Annotated in this window: 14 protein-coding genes, 1 tRNA gene and 1 other RNA gene; 7 read left to right on the top strand and 9 right to left on the bottom strand. The window is 71.0% G+C overall.

Annotated features, from left to right (window positions below; all coding sequences use genetic code 11):
* Positions 1-32: 32 nt before the first annotated feature.
* From P5G50_RS07475 to ffs, 4 genes are all read right to left on the bottom strand, one after another.
* The gene (locus P5G50_RS07475) at positions 33-1,229 is read right to left on the bottom strand and encodes an acetate/propionate family kinase (protein WP_301211346.1); all 1,197 of its coding nucleotides are present in this window, start codon (positions 1,227-1,229) and stop codon (positions 33-35) included.
* Positions 1,226-3,370, bottom strand: coding sequence for a phosphate acetyltransferase (gene pta / locus P5G50_RS07470; RefSeq protein ID WP_301211348.1), 2,145 nt, complete (start codon positions 3,368-3,370; stop codon positions 1,226-1,228). Before pta ends, P5G50_RS07475 begins: the two co-directional genes overlap by 4 nt.
* Positions 3,371-3,372: 2 nt before the next feature.
* Positions 3,373-4,731: a DUF1254 domain-containing protein gene (locus tag P5G50_RS07465; RefSeq protein WP_301211350.1), complete on the bottom strand. Its 1,359-nt coding sequence runs from the start codon at positions 4,729-4,731 to the stop codon at positions 3,373-3,375.
* 103 nt (positions 4,732-4,834) lie between these two features.
* Positions 4,835-4,931, bottom strand: an RNA gene (gene ffs, locus P5G50_RS07460) — signal recognition particle sRNA small type.
* 99 nt (positions 4,932-5,030) lie between these two features.
* Between ffs and P5G50_RS07455 the strand changes: the two genes are divergently transcribed.
* A tRNA-Ser gene (locus tag P5G50_RS07455) sits at positions 5,031-5,118 on the top strand.
* Positions 5,119-5,165: 47 nt separating this feature from the next.
* Here P5G50_RS07455 and P5G50_RS07450 read toward each other — a convergent pair.
* The gene (locus P5G50_RS07450) at positions 5,166-6,188 is read right to left on the bottom strand and encodes an aldo/keto reductase (protein WP_301211352.1); all 1,023 of its coding nucleotides are present in this window, start codon (positions 6,186-6,188) and stop codon (positions 5,166-5,168) included.
* A 91-nt stretch (positions 6,189-6,279) separates the two neighbouring features.
* On the opposite strand from P5G50_RS07450, the gene P5G50_RS07445 reads away from it, so the two are divergent.
* Positions 6,280-6,882 (top strand): TetR/AcrR family transcriptional regulator, encoded by a 603-nt coding sequence (locus P5G50_RS07445; protein WP_301211354.1) that lies wholly within the window; start codon positions 6,280-6,282, stop codon positions 6,880-6,882.
* 98 nt (positions 6,883-6,980) lie between these two features.
* Entirely contained in the window at positions 6,981-8,270 is a 1,290-nt protein-coding gene (locus P5G50_RS07440) for a MinD/ParA family ATP-binding protein (protein ID WP_301211356.1), read from the top strand.
* A 6-nt stretch (positions 8,271-8,276) separates the two neighbouring features.
* Here the strand turns inward: P5G50_RS07440 and P5G50_RS07435 are convergent, their stop codons facing one another.
* From P5G50_RS07435 to P5G50_RS07420, 4 genes are all read right to left on the bottom strand, one after another.
* Positions 8,277-8,978 carry a class F sortase gene (locus P5G50_RS07435; RefSeq protein WP_301211358.1) on the bottom strand — a complete coding sequence of 234 codons (702 nt, stop codon included), beginning with the start codon at positions 8,976-8,978 and terminating at the stop codon, positions 8,277-8,279.
* Positions 8,975-9,826, bottom strand: a complete 852-nt coding sequence (locus tag P5G50_RS07430) for a DUF4397 domain-containing protein (protein WP_301211360.1) — start codon at positions 9,824-9,826, stop codon at positions 8,975-8,977. Before P5G50_RS07430 ends, P5G50_RS07435 begins: the two co-directional genes overlap by 4 nt.
* An 82-nt stretch (positions 9,827-9,908) precedes the next feature.
* Positions 9,909-10,712, bottom strand: coding sequence for an anti-sigma factor (locus tag P5G50_RS07425; protein WP_301211361.1), 804 nt, complete (start codon positions 10,710-10,712; stop codon positions 9,909-9,911).
* Positions 10,702-11,244: an RNA polymerase sigma factor gene (locus tag P5G50_RS07420; protein WP_301211363.1), complete on the bottom strand. Its 543-nt coding sequence runs from the start codon at positions 11,242-11,244 to the stop codon at positions 10,702-10,704. Before P5G50_RS07420 ends, P5G50_RS07425 begins: the two co-directional genes overlap by 11 nt.
* 95 nt (positions 11,245-11,339) lie before the next feature.
* Between P5G50_RS07420 and P5G50_RS07415 the strand changes: the two genes are divergently transcribed.
* The 4 genes from P5G50_RS07415 to P5G50_RS07400 all read left to right on the top strand — a co-directional run bounded on the left by P5G50_RS07415 (position 11,340) and on the right by P5G50_RS07400 (position 15,764).
* Entirely contained in the window at positions 11,340-12,368 is a 1,029-nt protein-coding gene (locus P5G50_RS07415; RefSeq protein ID WP_301211365.1) for a LacI family DNA-binding transcriptional regulator, read from the top strand.
* A 120-nt stretch (positions 12,369-12,488) separates the two neighbouring features.
* Positions 12,489-13,817 (top strand): ABC transporter substrate-binding protein, encoded by a 1,329-nt coding sequence (locus P5G50_RS07410; protein ID WP_301211367.1) that lies wholly within the window; start codon positions 12,489-12,491, stop codon positions 13,815-13,817.
* A 31-nt stretch (positions 13,818-13,848) separates the two neighbouring features.
* Positions 13,849-14,814, top strand: coding sequence for a carbohydrate ABC transporter permease (locus P5G50_RS07405; protein ID WP_301211368.1), 966 nt, complete (start codon positions 13,849-13,851; stop codon positions 14,812-14,814).
* A complete protein-coding gene (locus P5G50_RS07400; protein WP_301211369.1) occupies positions 14,811-15,764 on the top strand; it encodes a carbohydrate ABC transporter permease in 954 nt (317 codons plus the stop codon). Before P5G50_RS07405 ends, P5G50_RS07400 begins: the two co-directional genes overlap by 4 nt.
* Positions 15,765-15,789 lie beyond the last annotated feature (25 nt).

Here is a 15,789-nt window from a genome sequence, read left to right as displayed (position 1 = left end):
CCGTCTGGCGCACCGGTGGTGCGCCGCTCCGCTCACCCCGCCGCGCCCACCGCCTGCAGGGACTGGCGCGCGATCTCCAGCTCCTCGTTGGTCGGCACCACGAGCACGGTGACCGGCGAGTCGTCGGTCGAGATCACCCGGGTGTCGCCGGAGGAGGCGGTGTTGCGCTCCTCGTCCAGCCGGATGCCGAGCACCTCCAGCCCGGCCACGGCCTCCGCCCGCAGCGCGGCGTCGTTCTCGCCCACGCCGGCGGTGAAGACGAGCACGTCGAGCCCGCCGAGCTGCGCGGTGTACGCGCCGATGTAGTGCTTGAGCCGGTGGACCACGGTGTCGAGCGCCCTGCGCGCGTTCTCGTCGCCCTCGCGCGCGGCCCGCCGCACGTCGCGCATGTCGCCGTGCCCCGTCAGGCCGAGCAGGCCGCTGCGGCGGTTGAGCAGCTCGTCGAGGTCGTCGGTGCCCAGCTGCGCGCGTCGGGCGAGGTGGAGGAGCACCGCCGGGTCGAGGTCGCCCGAGCGGGTGCCCATGACCAGGCCCTCCAGCGGCGTCATCCCCATCGAGGTGTCCACCGAGCGGCCGCCGTCGACCGCGCAGGCGGACGCGCCGTTGCCGAGGTGCAGGACGATCTGCTTCAGCTCGCCGAGCGGGCGGCCGAGGAAGGCTGCTGCCGCCTCCGACACGTACTTGTGCGACGTGCCGTGGAAGCCGTAGCGCCGCACGCGGTGCCTCTCGGCCAGCTGCGCGTCGATCGCGTACGTGTACGCCTCGGGCGGCAGGGTCTGATGGAAGGCCGTATCGAAGACCGCCACGTGCGGCACGTCGGGGAACGCCGTCTTCGCGGCCCGGATGCCCTGCAGGTTCGCGGGGTTGTGGAGGGGCGCGAGGTCAGCGAGGTCCTCGATGTTGATCTCGACCAGCGGAGTCACGATCGTCGGCTCGAAGAACCGCTTGCCGCCGTGCACCACCCGGTGCCCGACCGCGACGACCGGATCGTCCTCGAGGCTCGGGCCGCTCTCGGCGAAGGCGTCGAGCATGGCCCGGAACGCGGCGGTGTGGTCCGGGATCGGCAGCGAGCGCTCGCTCGTGCCGTCGGGCCCGCGGTGCCGGATGTGCCCGCTCGGCTCGCCGATCCGCTCCACCAGACCGGTGGCGAGCGACTCCTCGCTCTCCGCGTCGATCAGCTGGTACTTGAGCGACGACGAGCCGCTGTTGACGACGAGGACGGTGCTCATCCGAGCTCCGCCTGGATCGCCGTGATGGCCACGGTGTTGACGATGTCGTCCACGGTCGCCCCCCGCGAGAGGTCGTTGATCGGCTTGCGCAGACCCTGCAGCACCGGCCCGATGGCGACGGCGCCCGCGCTGCGCTGCACCGCCTTATACGTGTTGTTGCCGGTGTTGAGGTCCGGGAAGATGAACACCGTCGCGCGGCCCGCCACCTCCGACCCCGGCATCTTGGCCGCGCCGACGGCGGCATCCGCTGCGGCGTCGTACTGGATCGGACCGGCGACGGCGAGCTGCGGGGCCCGCTCGCGCACCAGCGCGGTGGCGCTGCGGACCTTGTCCACATCCTCCCCCGTGCCCGAGTCACCGGTGGAGTACGACAGCATGGCGACCCGCGGCTCGATGCCGAACTGCTCGGCCGTGCGCGCGGACGAGACCGCGATGTCGGCGAGCTGCTCGCTGGTCGGGTCGGGGATGACCGCGCAGTCGCCATAGACGAGGACCCGGTCGGCGAGCGCCATCAGGAAGACGCTCGACACGACGGAGACGCCCGGCCGGGTCTTGATGATCTCGAAGGCCGGGCGGATGGTGTGCGCCGTCGTGTGCGCCGCACCGGAGACCATGCCGTCGGCGAGCCCCAGGTGCACCATCATCGTGCCGAAGTAGGAGGAGTCGGTCACCGTGTCCGACGCCTGGTCGACGGTGATCCCCTTGTGGGCGCGCAGCTTCGCGTACTCCTCGGCGAACCGGAGGCGCAGCACGTCGTCGAACGGGCTCAGCACCTCCGCCTGCGACAGGTCGAGGCCCAGCTCGATCGCGCGGGAGCGCACCTCGAACGGCTCGCCCAGGATGGTCAGCCGCGCGACACCGCGCGCCAGCAATGTGGCGGCGGCGCGCAGCACGCGGTCGTCCTCGCCCTCGGGGAGCACGATGTGCTTGTCGGCCGCGCGCGCCCGCTCCAGCAGGTCGTACTCGAACATGAGCGGCGTGACGACCTCGTGACGGCTGACGTCCAGCCGGGCGAGCAGCGCGCCGGCGTCCACGTGCCGCTCGAACAGCGCGAGCGCCGTGTCGTACTTGCGCTGCGAGTCGGCGGCGAGGCGGCCGCGGGCGTGCGTGATCCGCACCACCGTCTCGTACGTGTCGAGGCTGCTGCGCACGATCGGCAGCGGCGAGCGGAGCCCGGCGAGGAGGCGCTCGATCGGCTCCGGGAGGTCGAAGCCGCCGTTCAGCACGATGCCCGCGATCGACGGGAAGGTGCCGGAGGCGTTCGCCATCAGCACGGCGAGGAGCACCTCCGTCCGGTCGCCAGGGACGACGACGACCGCGCCCTCCACCAGCCGCGGCAGCACGTTGTTCATCGACATGCCCGCGACGACGACGCCGAGCGCCTCACGCGCCAGCAGCGCCTCGTCGCCGGCGAGCAGGGTCGCGCCCGTGGCCTCCATGATCGACCGGATGCTGGGGGCGACGAGGAAGGGGTCCTCCGGGATCGCCCACACCGGCGTCGGATCGGTGGAGGCGGCGCGCCTCCCGACCGGGGTGGCCGCCTCGACCGCGCTGCCGACCGCCGCCACGATCTCGTCGAGGTGCTCGGCGTCCGCGCGGTTCGCGATCACAGCGAGCAGGCCGGCGTGCTCCTCGCGGAGCTCGGCGACGGCCAGCTCGGCGAGCTGCCGCAGCTCCTCCGCCGAGCGGGGATCCGCCTGGCCCAGCCGCTCCCCGAAGCCCTGGCCGATGCGCCCGCCCAGCACGAGCAGCACGGGCGCGCCCAGGTTGGCGGCGATGCGGGCGTTGTAGGCCAGCTCGGTGGGGCTGCCGACGTCGGTGTAGTCGGAGCCGAGGATGACGACCGCGTCGCAGCGCGCCTCCACGGCCCGGAACCGGTGCACGATCTCGGCGAGCGCCGCGTCGGCGTCGGCGTGCACGTCCTCGTAGGTGACCCCGATCGCCTCCTCGTAGGAGATGTCGGTGGTGACGCGGCCGAGCAGCAGCTCCAGCACGTAGTCCCGCTCGACGGTGGAGCGGGCGATCGGCCGGAAGACGCCGACCCGCTCCACCGAGTGGCGCAGCGCCTCGAGCACGCCGAGGGCGACCGTCGACTTGCCGGTGTGCCCCTCCGCGGAGGTGATGTACAGCGAACGCGCCACGGTCAGCCGATCCGCTCGATCGCGGGCAGCCGGTACGCGCCGGTGAGCACGTCGTCGCCGGGCGCGTACATCCGCAGCAGCGGTCGGAACTCGCCCTCCGGCGCCGGCAGCCAGTTGGCCGCGGCCGTCGGGTCGGTGGGTCGGGTGGCGCTCATCGTGATGGTCAGTCCTCCGTCGTCGTCGTACACGATCCCCTCCGTCCGGTCGCCGATGGAGTACCGCCCGATCGGGTTCTCGACCAGGAAGTACTCCGGCAGGTCGTACATCGTCAGGGACCAGAAGGCGCCGACCGGCGGGGTCGGCGACAGACGCAGCCGGTACACGTGCTCACCGCTGAGCGGTGCGCCGTCGGCGTCCTCGTAGGTGGAGGCGTATGCCGCCTCGTAGGCGTGGTTGCCCCAGAGGCCGCCCAGCGCGGCCGCGGCGCGGGTGGCGTAGCGCGTCTTCTGGTCGTCCAGCCTCCACTCGGGCTCGTCGAGCGCGCCCACCTCGAAGAAGTCGAGGTTGTAGTCGAACGCGTGGAGGTTGAGCTGCCAGTGGTCGACGACGCCGGCGGACGAGCGCAGGCCGCCCTGCAGCGCCTCCTTGCCGACGGCGTAGCCCGTCTCGAGCGCCTGCATGAGCTGCTCCGGGAGGTCGGGCACCGGCACGTCGCCGGTCAGGCCGAGCTCGGCGTACGAGGCGAGCGCCGCGAGATCGCGCTGGGCCGGCGGGAACGCCTGCGACCACACCCGCATCCGCTCGAAGAACGTCAGCGCCTCGGTGGCCGCGGGCGGAACCGGAGGGATGCCGTCCGGCGGGGTCAGCGAGCGGCGCAGCGGCACCAGGCTCAGGGCGTCCTGGAGGGCGTGGACGGCGGAGAGGTCGGCCTCCCCCGCGACCGCCCAGCGGCCGACGATCGTGCCGACCCTGGTCGGGAAGCGGATGACCGTGGGGCTCTCGGCGGTCTCGGGCACGTCGGCAGGGGCCTCCCACCCCGGAGGGACGAGCAGGAACTCGCCCGCTCCCCCGCCGGTCGCGCGGGTGCCCACGTAGGCGAAGTTGTTCGTCCAGGCGTCGACGAATTGCAGCACGTAGTACCGCTCCCCCGCCTCCGGCACTGACAGCAGCACCGGCCCGACGCCGAGGTCGATCTGCGCGATCGAGTACAGGGTGTCGTTGTTGATCGACACGAAGGCGTCAGCAGGGCCGGCCAGGGTGCGCGCATGACCGAACGAGTTGAGCGACGTGGGCGGGACGGAGCCGATGCCCAGCCGCGTGAAGCGATCGACCTGCTCCAGGTCGAACACCAGCGGGAACCCGACGACGTACGCCTCGGAGGCCAGCTCGGCCCACTGCTCGGTCAACCCGTGCTCGGTCACTCCACCACCTCGCTCCACGATGCGGGACTCTCATTCTACAGAACGTAGAAGAGCGGTGTCACTGGGGCACACTCTACGGGGTGGGACTGACGCGCTGCTTAAAAGAAAAGACCCCTCACGCACCCGCCAGAGCCCGGTTACCCTTGCTGCGTCTCCGCCCTGGGGGAGTTGGCCTGGATGGCGCCACGTGAGGAGCCGAGAACAAGTGTAGCGGGTGACGCTGGGAGCGTGGTGCAGCGAGCGCTCCCGGCGTCCGGTAAGATACTTCAAGCCGTCTCCCGCAGGGGGATGGCGACCCAGGAGAATTCGCCTAGTGGCCTATGGCGCACGCTTGGAAAGCGTGTTGGGTGCAAGCCCTCGGGGGTTCGAATCCCCCATTCTCCGCCACAGTCTGTAAGGCGGGTGCGCGAGCACCCGCCTTTCTTCGTCCGGCGCTACGCCGCCGCCCGCTCCCCCACCGGCCGCCGCCGCAGCCCCGCGTCCGCGACCTCCGGCCCCCGGTAGACCATGTCCATCGCGCCGATGCTCTCGCCCGGCGGGACGATCGCGTCGATGCGGTCGAGGATGTCGTCCGTCAGCGACACCTCCATCCCGGCCAGGGTGTCCTCCAACTGCTCCATCGTTCGGGGGCCCGCGATGGCCGAGGTGACGCCCGGGTGCGCGATCGTGAAGGCCATCGCCAGGTGGGTGAGCGGGATGCCGACCTCGTCGGCGAGCGCGAGCAGCTGCTCGATCGCGGCGAGCCGGCGCTCGTCCCGGAAGTGGCGCATGCCGGTGCCGGCACGGAAGTTGTCGTTCGCCGCTCCCGCGCGGTACTTGCCGGTCAGCGCGCCGCCGGCCAGCGGGCTGTAGACGAGCGTTCCCATGCCGTAGCGCTGCGCCACCGGGAGGATCTCGCGCTCGATCTCGCGGTCGAGGATCGAGTAGTTCGGCTGCTCGGTCCGGAAGCGCTCGAAGCCGCGGCGCTCGGACGCCCACTGCGCCTCCACGATCTCCGACCCGCGCATCGACGAGCTCCCGATCGCCCGCACCTTGCCCTGACGGACCAGGTCGGTGAGCGCCGAGAGCGTCTCCTCGATGTCGGTGTCCGGGTCGGGGCGGTGCAGCTGGTAGAGGTCGATGTGGTCGGTGCGCAGGTTGCGGAGCGAGCGCTCGACGGCCTGCATGATCCAGCGGCGGGAGGCGCCGCGGTGGTTGATGTCGTCGTCCACCGGCCCCCAGAACTTGGTGGCGAGCACGACCTCGTCGCGGCGGCCGGCGATGGCCTCGCCGACGACCTCCTCCGAGTCTCCGTAGCGGTCAGCGGTGTCGACGAAGTTGATCCCGGCGTCGAGCGCGCGGTGGATGATCCGCACGCCCTCCTGCCGGTCGGGGTTGCCGAACGAGCCGAGCATCATGGCGCCGAGGGCGTAGGGCGTCACCTGGATGCCGGTGCGGCCGAGAGAGCGATACTGCATGGGGTTCCTCCTGTAGTCTGGAAAGACGGAACAACGTTCCGCTAACGTCGATCACTATACGGAACAATGTTCCGCTTACGCAAGGAGTGCCGTGCCCTCCCCTGCCGCCGGTCGCCCCGCCCGGGCCGACGCCCGCAAGAACCAGGACGCGCTGCTGGCCGCCGCCCGTACCGTCTTCGCGCGCTCCGGCGTCGACGCCCCCGCGCGCGAGATCGCCGCGGAGGGGGGCGTGGGAGTAGGGACGCTGTACCGGAACTTCCCGACCCGCTCCGACCTCGTGGCCGCCGTCTTCACGACCGAGATCGACGCCACCGCGGCTGCCGCGGCGGAATTCCTCGCGACGGAGGCCCCCGGCGCCGCGCTCGAGCACTGGATCGCGCGCTTCACCCGCTTCGTGGCGACCAAGCAGGGGCTGTCGGCGGCGCTGCGCTCCGGCGACCCGGCCTTCGACGCGCTCCCGGGCTACTTCGCCGAGAAGCTCGGGCCGGCCATGCGCTCGTTGCTCGATGCGGCCGAGGCGTCCGGGGACGTGCGCCCCGGCGTCGACCCACTCGACCTCCTGCAGGCGGTCGGCGACCTCAGCCACCGGGCTCCATCGGCCGACGGGTCGCCGAATGCGATGGTGCGGCTGCTGCTGGACGGGCTGCGCACCCGGGAAGCGGACGCCGCGACGCAGCGGCCGGCGTCCTCCTGACAACTCCCTGAGCGCGCCTCGCCCCGGTGGCGGAACGGGTCTACCGTTCGTCGTCGGTCTGCGCTGCGTCCTCTGCGCCGACCGCGGAAGGAATGAAAGTGGTCCTCGATCTGCCCCCAGCCCCGCAACTCAGCGCGCGGTTCTCCCCCGACGCGACCGGCGAGCTGCTCGTCGACGGCACCCGTGAGGAGTTCGTGGAGGAGAGCACCGAGCGGGTGCGGGAGGCGGTCCTCGGCCGCGTCACCGAGATCGCGGCCCAGGCGGGCCGGGCTGTGCAGCTCACGGTGTCGGACGAGGAGGGGGACTGGCTGCTCGCCGTCCAGCCCGACGGCACCATCGGGGGCGAGGAGGCGGTATCGGCCGACCACCAGCCGGTGTCCAGCCTGTCTGCACCGGGCCTCCCCTCGGCGGGTATCTCCGCCCCGCCCCTCCTGACGCCGGGCGAGCCGCTCACCCGGACCACCGTCGCCCGCGAGTCGTTCCTGCAGTCGGAGCGGCCCTCCCGTCCCGACCGTGCGCGGCGGGGCGTGCGCGGCGCCTTCGCCCGCGTCGGCGTCCCGATCGGGCCGTCGGCGGCGGAGCAGCAGGAGCGCGCCGAGCTCGACGCCGTGAGCAGGCACTGGGCCGGTCCGCGCACCATCGCGATCGTCAACGGCAAGGGCGGCGCCAACAAGACGCCGACCACGGCGCTGCTCTCGGCGGTGTTCGGCCGCAACGGCGGCTCCGGCGTGCTCGCGTGGGACAACAACGAGACGCGCGGCACCCTCGGCTGGCGGACCGAGAAGGGCGAGCACGACGCCACCGTGCAGTCCCTCCTCCCCGCGACGGACCAGCTCATGTCGGCGGAGGCGCGGACGGCCGACATCGGCCACTTCGTGCACCACCAGAACGCCGACAAGTACGACGTGCTGCGCTCGAACCCGACCATGCTCGCCACCGAGCAGCGCATCTCGAGCGCCGACTTCGATCGGCTGCACGCGATGGCGACCAAGTTCTACCGGCTGGTCATCATCGACAGCGGCAACGATGAGTCAGCCGAGCGCTGGCTCCGGATGATCGACCACACCGACCAGCTCGTCATCGCGACCACCGCGCTCGGCGAGCACGCCGAGGCCGGCGCCCTGCTCCTGGAGGCGCTGCAGCAGCGCGATGCGAACGCCGCCCGGCTGGCGCGCGACGCCGTCGTGATCGTCTCGCAGTCCGAGCGCACCGGACCGGCCTCCGAGGTGCGACGGGTGGCCGCCGGCTTCGAGCCGCTCGCCCGGCGCGCGGTCACCATCCCGTTCGATCCGGAGATGCACGGCGGCCGGCTGTCGTTCGAGTCGCTCGCGCCGCGCACCCGGCGCGCCTGGCTGCACGCCGCAGCAGCGGTGGCCGAAGGGCTCTAGCCGGGATCACCCTCCCACCGGCGCAGCGGTCGCGATCACGTTCTCGCGGTAGTGGCCGGTGGCGTCGTCGAACACTCCCCCGCAGGTGATCAGCACCAGCTTCACGGGGCCTGTGCTGACGAAGTACGACGCGAGCGACCCGGGCGCCTTCGCGGGCTGGGCGACCCCGTCGACGCGAAACGAGCGGCTCGCGTCCGCACCGGTCAGCGTCACCTCGGTGCCGGCCGGCGCGTCCTTCAAGCGGCTGAACGGACCGATGCCGTCCCACGCATCGATGTGGGCGACCACGACGATCGTGCCGCTGTCGGTGCGCAGGCCCGAGGAGAACCGGTACCAGCCTGCGGTGTGGGAGGCGGAGGGGATGCTCACGTCGCCGGTCTCGTCGAGGCCCACCGGCACGACCGGCATGTCGATGTCGAGCGACGGCACCCGCACCCGCTCGGGCGCGACCGGCGCCGGGCCCTGTGGGTCCGCGCGGCTGTCGATGTCGGTGCGCGGGATGGGCGGGAGGGACGGACCGGTGATGACGGGAGCGGGTGCCGTCGTGGCGGGCGACGCTGGCGTTGCCACCGGCGACGATGCAGCCGGCGTGGGCGCACCTCCCCCGCCCGCGCAGCCGCCCAGGGCCGCCATCCCCGCCAGCGCGATCAGCACGGAGGCGGCGACCGCAGCCGCCGCCCCCGCGCCGCTCCGCGGAGGACGGGTCATCCGCGCACGGACGCCGCGCGCCTCCTGACCGCCACCAGGACGATCGCCCCGGCCGCGACCAGCAGGGCGAGCGCACCCGCGCCGACCGCGAGCTGCTGCGTCTGCGCCGCCTGCTCGGCGCGGTAGGCGGCACCGGTGGTGCCGGCCTGCACACCGTTCGGCGGCGTCCCGAGACCGTCGACGTCCTGGATCATCAGCGCGAGGTTCTTGTCGTTCGCACTGCCCCAGGCGTAGACGATCGTGTTCGTGCCGTCCTTCACCGTCACGTCGGCCGGCCCGATCAGCGCAGGCTCGGTGGTGCCGGTCGCGGTCACCGATGCCGACACCGTCCCCGCGGGCAGGTCCAGCTTCTGCTCGTTCGGGTTGGTGAGGTTGCTCACGACCGCCTTGCCACCCACCACCACGTCGACCGCGGGTGCGGCCGCGACATGGCGGACCGTCAGCCGGCCCTGACCGGCGGCGGTGGCGGAGGTGTCGTTGGTGAACAGCGTCGCCGTCGGCTTGCCCGATGCGTCCAGATGCGCGACCGCCGAGTAGTTGCCGCCGGCGTCGAGTTTCAGATCGACGGGGCCGATCACCGGGCTGTCGTCCGCCGAGGCGGCGCCCACCTTCGTGATCGCGACGCTGTAGGTGCCGGCGGGCAGCGCCAGCGGACCGGCCATGGTGCCCGGCTGGAAGTTCTTCACCGTGTCGGTCCCGTTCACCCACACGTCGACCGGGGTGCCCGGCACGCCGTGGATGACGGAGAGCTGCGCGTCGGATTCGGCGGCCGTCGCGGGCGCGGCACCGGCCACGAGCGCGAGGGCCGCGACCGCGACGGCGGCTGCGGAGACTGCTCTGATCTTCATCGATCCTCCTTGGGATGTCGGGCGCTGATCGCGCCTCATGCCCATACATTCCGGAAGGAGGGCCGAACGGATGCACTCTCGGCTAACCGGAGGCGGTGAGCGTTCCCCGCACGATGCTGTCGCCCGAGTGGCCGGGGTCGCCGTTGAGCGGCTGCTGCGAGATGTCGACCACCGGATAGTCGGCGGCCGCGATGTTGGGCGGCATGACGAAACGCCCGGAGCCCCCGTCGAGCAGGCCGACGCTGATCGACTTCGTGAGGTCGCTGTTCATCAGCCAGACCTCGCGATAGTCCGAGCCTCCCGCCTCCACCGCCGGCGACTCCAGCGCCACCTGCAGCACCGTGGTCCCGTCGGGCTCCCGCTCCATCGTCGCCGTGCCGCTGGAGGTGGACCAGGCGGGGAGTCCCGCGAGCGTCGCCTGCGCCTCCACCGTCGACTGCTGGCCGGGCCGGAGGAACACGGTGGCGGCGACCACGACTGCGACGAGCAGGACGGCCGCGCCGGAGAGAGCGGCGACCCAGCGGCGCCGGGAGCGTGCGGGGCGACCGGCGGGGCGGGAGGGGGCCGACCCGGGCGCTGGTCGACGGCCGGGCGTGTGCGGCAGAGTCTGCACCGGTGCGACCGGCTCGGCCGGCGCCGGGTCGTCCGCGCCGGCCGTCGCCTCCGCCGCGATCTGCGCGCGGATGCCCTCCCACACCGCGGGAGACGGCTCCAGCAGCTCGAAGTCGACCGGCCCGTTCTCGCGGGCGGCGCGGGTGACACGCATCAGCCGGTCGAGCTCGGCACGGCACTCGGGGCAGCCCATGACGTGCTCGACATCGGCCTCGTCGACCTCGGGGTCGCCGAGCGCCAGCATGGCGAGCGCGTCGGGATCGCTATGCGTCATCCGCGTCCTCCAGCCGTGCTCGCAGCCGCAGCAGGCTGCGCCGGATATGGCTCTTCACCGTGCCGAGCGGCAGGCCGAGCTGTTCCGCGATCTGCGTGTGGCTCAGCCGATCGTAGAACGCGAGCCGCATGATCCGCTGCGGAAGCGGATCCAGCTGCTCCAGCTCCTGGGTCATCGTGACGCTGTCGGCGATCTGGTCGGTCCAGGTGAGCGACTGCAGGTACACGCTCTCCATCAGCGCCTGCAGCTCCCGCTGCCGCTTCGCGCGCGCCTCGTGCGCGTCGACGATCTTGTGCCGCGTGATGGCCATGAGCCACGTGCTGAGCTTCGCCCTCTCCGGGTCGAAGCCGTTCCGCCCCTGCCACGCGGCGACGAACACCTGCTGCGTGACGTCCTCGGCGTCACCGACGTCGCCCAGCGAGCGCAGCGCGAGCGTGAAGACCAGCCGCCCCCAGCGCTGGTACAGCCGCTCGACCGCATCCACCTCGCCGGACTGCAGCCCGGCGATCAGTGAACGCTCGGTGTCATCCACGGGGTCATTGTCGCTCACCCGGGCGCGAACCACGAGCCCACGCCCCCTCTACAACGATGTAGGGTCATACCCAGGACGAGGGCGGGGAGGCTTGGATGTCCGCGACGATGCACGATGTCAGCCGGCTCGCCGGGGTGTCGATCAAGACGGTGTCCAACGTCATCAACGACTACCCGTACGTGCGCGACGAGACGCGGCAGCGGGTGCTCGACGCCATCGCCGCGCTCGGCTATACGCCGAATCTGTCGGCGCGCAGCCTCCGCTCGGGGCGCACCAATGTCATCTCGCTCATCATCCCGGAGTTGCGCAACGCGTACTTCGCCGAGCTCGCCGACGCCGTGATGAAGGCCGCCGCCTCCCGCGGGCTGTCGGTGCTGATCGAGCAGTTCGGCAACGAGCGCGAGAGCGAGTTGAGCGTGCTGCAGAAGCCGCGGGGCCAGATGGTCGACGGCGTGCTCTACAGCGTGCTGGCGCTCGACGAGGCCGACCGGGACACCATCGCCGGCATCCCGACCCCGATGGTGCTGCTCGGCGACCGGATCTTCAACGGGCCCAAGGATCACGTCACCATGCAGAACGCGGAGGGCGCCCGCGCCGCGACGGACCACCTCCTCTCCGGAGGGCGGCGGCGCATCGTCGCGCTCGGCGCGCATCCTGGCGAGGTGATCGGCTCGGCAGGGTTGCGTCTGGCCGGGTATCGGGAGGCTCTTGCGGCGCATGGCGTCGCGTACGACGAGCGGCTGGCGATCCCGGTCGGCACCTGGCACCGGCGCGACGGCGCGGAGGCGATGCGCGCGTTCCTGGCGCTGGGCCTCCCGTTCGACGGCGTGGTCGCCTTCAACGACACGCTGGCCCTCGGAGCGTTGCGCGTGCTGCAGGAGGCCGGGCTGCGTGTGCCGGAGGACGTCTCGGTGATCGGCTACGACGACATCGACGAGACGCAGTACTCCATGCCGGCGCTGTCGACCATCGACCCGGGCCGGGAGCAGATCGCCCGGACCGCCGTCGACCTCCTGATCGAGCGGATCGAGGGAGGCTCCACCGCCTTCACCCCGCGCGAGATCGCGGTGCCGTTCCGGCTGGTCGAGCGCGAGTCCACGGCCGTGAACGTGCCCGCCTCCTGACCCTCGCACAGGTCACGGCAGAAAGTGTTTGACACGGTCACATCGCGGAGGGCATCATGTCTACAACGTTGTAGTACAACGTTGTAGACAAGGGTGTCAGATCACCGCGAAGGGAATCCAATGAAGAAGCTCCTTGCCGTGGGAGGCGTCGTCGCGCTGGCGGTCGCGGCCCTCACCGGGTGTTCCGCTGGCGGCAGCGCCGCGGCCAGCTGCCAGAACAAGATCGTCGAGTCGGACGCGAAGCAGGTCACCATGTGGGCCTGGTACCCCAACTTCGAGCCGGTGGTCGACCTGTTCAACAAGACCCACAAAGACGTCCAGATCTGCTGGACCAACGCGGGCGCCGGCAACGACGAGTACACGAAGTTCTCCACCGCGATCCAGGCGGGCTCCGGCGCGCCCGACGTCGTCATGCTCGAGACGGAGGTCGTGCCCAGCTACATCGCCGACGGCTCGATCGTGAACCTCAGCAAGCTCGGCGCCGACAAGGTCAAGGACAACTACTCCGAGGGCGCCTGGAGCGACGAGTCGCTCGACGGCGACGCGTACGCGATCCCGGTCGACGGCGGCCCGGTCGGCCTCCTGTACCGCAAGGACCTGTTCGACAAGTACGGCATCGCGGTCCCGACAACGTGGGACGAGTACGCAGCCGCCGCGCAAAAGATCTTCGACGCCACCGGCGGCAAGACCAAGCTGACCGACTTCCCGGGCAACGGCCGCGCCTTCCAGACCGCGCTGTTCGCCCAGGCGGGCAACAAGCCGTTCGAGCTCACCGGCAAGCAGGGCATCAAGGTCGACCTGAACGACGAGGCCAGCACCAAGGTGCTCGGCTACTGGGACGACCTGGTGAAGAAGAAGCTCGTCGGCACCGAGGACTCCTCCACCACCGACTACAACACCCACCTCGTGAACGGCACCTACGCGTCCGCGATCGCCGCCGCCTGGCTGCCCGGCTACCTGCAGGGCTTCACCGGCGCCGACAAGAACGCCAAGTGGGCCGTGGCCCCCGTGCCCCAGTGGGACACCGCGAACCCGGTGCAGATCAACATCGGCGGCTCGGCCTTCGCCGTGAGCAAGCAGGCGCAGGACCAGAAGGCGGCGGCGACGGTCGCGCAGGAGATCTTCGGCACCGAGGAGGCGTGGAAGCTCGGCATCGAGAAGGCCGCCCTGTTCCCGCTCTGGAAGCCGATCCTCGAGTCGAGCTACTTCACCGACAAGGAGTACGACTTCTTCGGCGGCCAGCAGATCAACAAGGACGTCTTCCTGACCGCGGCGACCGACTACAAGGGCTTCCAGTTCAGCCCCTTCCAGAACCTCGCCTACGACAAGCTGACCGTCGCGATCAACGCGATCAACAAGGGCAAGGCGACCCCCGAGGAGGCGCTGAAGACCTACCAGGACGCGGTCACCAGCTACGCCAAGCAGCAGGGCTACACCGTCACGAAGTAACGGGCGCCCACCTGCCCGGAAGGATCCTCCGATGACCGAATCCGCCGTCGCCGCGCCGCAGCGGCCGTCCCGTCCCCGCGCCGACCGGCGCGGGGCGGGGCGGCCCCGCCGTGACATCGTCAGTCTCCGCCGCGCCCGCTGGGGCTGGGCCTTCACCGCACCGTTCGCGGTGTTCCTCCTGCTGTTCCTCCTCATCCCGCTCGTGTACGCGTTCGTGCTCAGCCTGCAGAACTCGACGCTCGCGGGCGGAACGAGCTGGGTCGGCTTCGCCAACTACGCCCGCGCGTTCACCGACCCGCTGTTCCTCGACGGCGTCTGGCGCGTCCTGCTCTTCGCCGTGGTGATGATCCCGGCGCAGATGATCGTCGCCCTGATCGCCGCGCTGCTGATCGACGCGCTGACCACGCGGTTCGCGCGCATCTCGCGGCTGCTGATCTTCGTGCCGTACGCGGTGCCGGTCGTCATCGGCGCGCTGATGTGGGGATTCCTGTACAGCCCCAGCTTCGGGCCGGCGCAGGAGGTGTTCGGCTGGCTCGGGCTCGAGGCGCCGAACTTCTTCTCCGACCAGAACGTCTTCGGCTCGCTGGTGAACATCGTCACCTGGCAGTGGGCCGGCTACTACATGATCATCATCTACGCGGCGCTGCAGGGCGTCGACCCGTCGATCTACGAGGCGGCGCGCGTCGACGGCGCCACCGGCTGGCAGATCGCGTTGCGGATCAAGATCCCGATGGTCGCCTCCTCCCTCCTGCTCGTGCTCGTGTTCGCCCTCATCGGCACGCTGCAGTTCTTCAACGAGCCGCAGATGCTGCGCGGGATGGCGTCGGGCTCCATCACCTCCAACTATACGCCGAACATCTACGCGTACACGGTCGCGTTCTCGTACCACCAGGTGAACTACGCCTCGGCGATCGCGTTCGCCCTCGGCCTCGTCGTCTTCGTCGGGTCGTACGCCTTCATGTTCGCGACCCGCAAGAGAAGTGGACTGATGAAATGACCGCCATCGTCACCGATCAGCAGAGCGCAGACCAGCAGAGCGCGCACGCCGCGGGCACGCGCCGGTCCCGCCTGGCGGCGCAGCGTCCTCCGCAGCGCCGCGGCCGCGGCCGCGTGGTCGTGCCGCACATCGTGCTCGCCGCCTTCATCGTCTACTTCGCGCTGCCGTTCTGGTGGCTGATCGTGGCCAGCACGAAGAGCCAGCAGACGCTGTTCGACGGCAAGACGAGTCCGCTGTGGTTCGGCGGAGGCTTCGACCTGTTCAGCAACATCGGCTCGCTGTTCTCGTACTCGGGCGGGCTGTACGGGCACTGGCTCGGCAACTCGTTCCTGTACGCGATCGCGGGCGGGGTCGGCGCCACCGTGCTGTCCGTGCTCGCCGGGTACGGGTTCTCGATGTACGGGTTCCGCGGCAGGAGGCTGTTCTTCGCCGTCGTGCTGGGCTCGGTCATGGTCCCCGCGACGGTGCTGGTCATCCCGCTGTTCGTGATGATGAGCAACGCGCACCTGACCAACACGGTGTGGGCGGTCATCCTCCCGTCGATGCTGAACCCGTTCGCGGTCTACCTGATGAAGGTGTACACCGACGAGGCGATCCCGCCCGAGATGGTCGACGCCGCCCGCGTCGACGGCGCCGGCGAGGTGCGCATCTTCGCCAGGGTCGCCCTGCCGCTGATGCGGCCGGCGGTCGTCACGGTGCTGCTGCTGTCGATCGTCGGCACGTGGAACAACTTCTTCCTGCCGCTCGTGATGTTCTCGAACCCGCAGCTCTTCCCCGTCACCGTCGGCCTCGGCGCGCTGCAGTCGCAGGCCCAGGTGAACACCGGCGGCCAGTCGCTGTGGAACCTGGTCATCACCGGCGCCCTCATCTCGATCATCCCGCTGATCGTCTCGTTCCTGACCCTGCAGCGATACTGGCAGGGCGGGCTCTCGATCGGCAGCGTCAAGTAGCGGGCGCGTGCGCCCGACCCACCCA

Origin of the sequence: Leifsonia williamsii (assembly GCF_030433685.1) — a bacterium.
GTDB lineage: Bacteria > Actinomycetota > Actinomycetes > Actinomycetales > Microbacteriaceae > Leifsonia > Leifsonia williamsii.
This window is presented reverse-complemented; position numbering and strand designations above follow the sequence as displayed.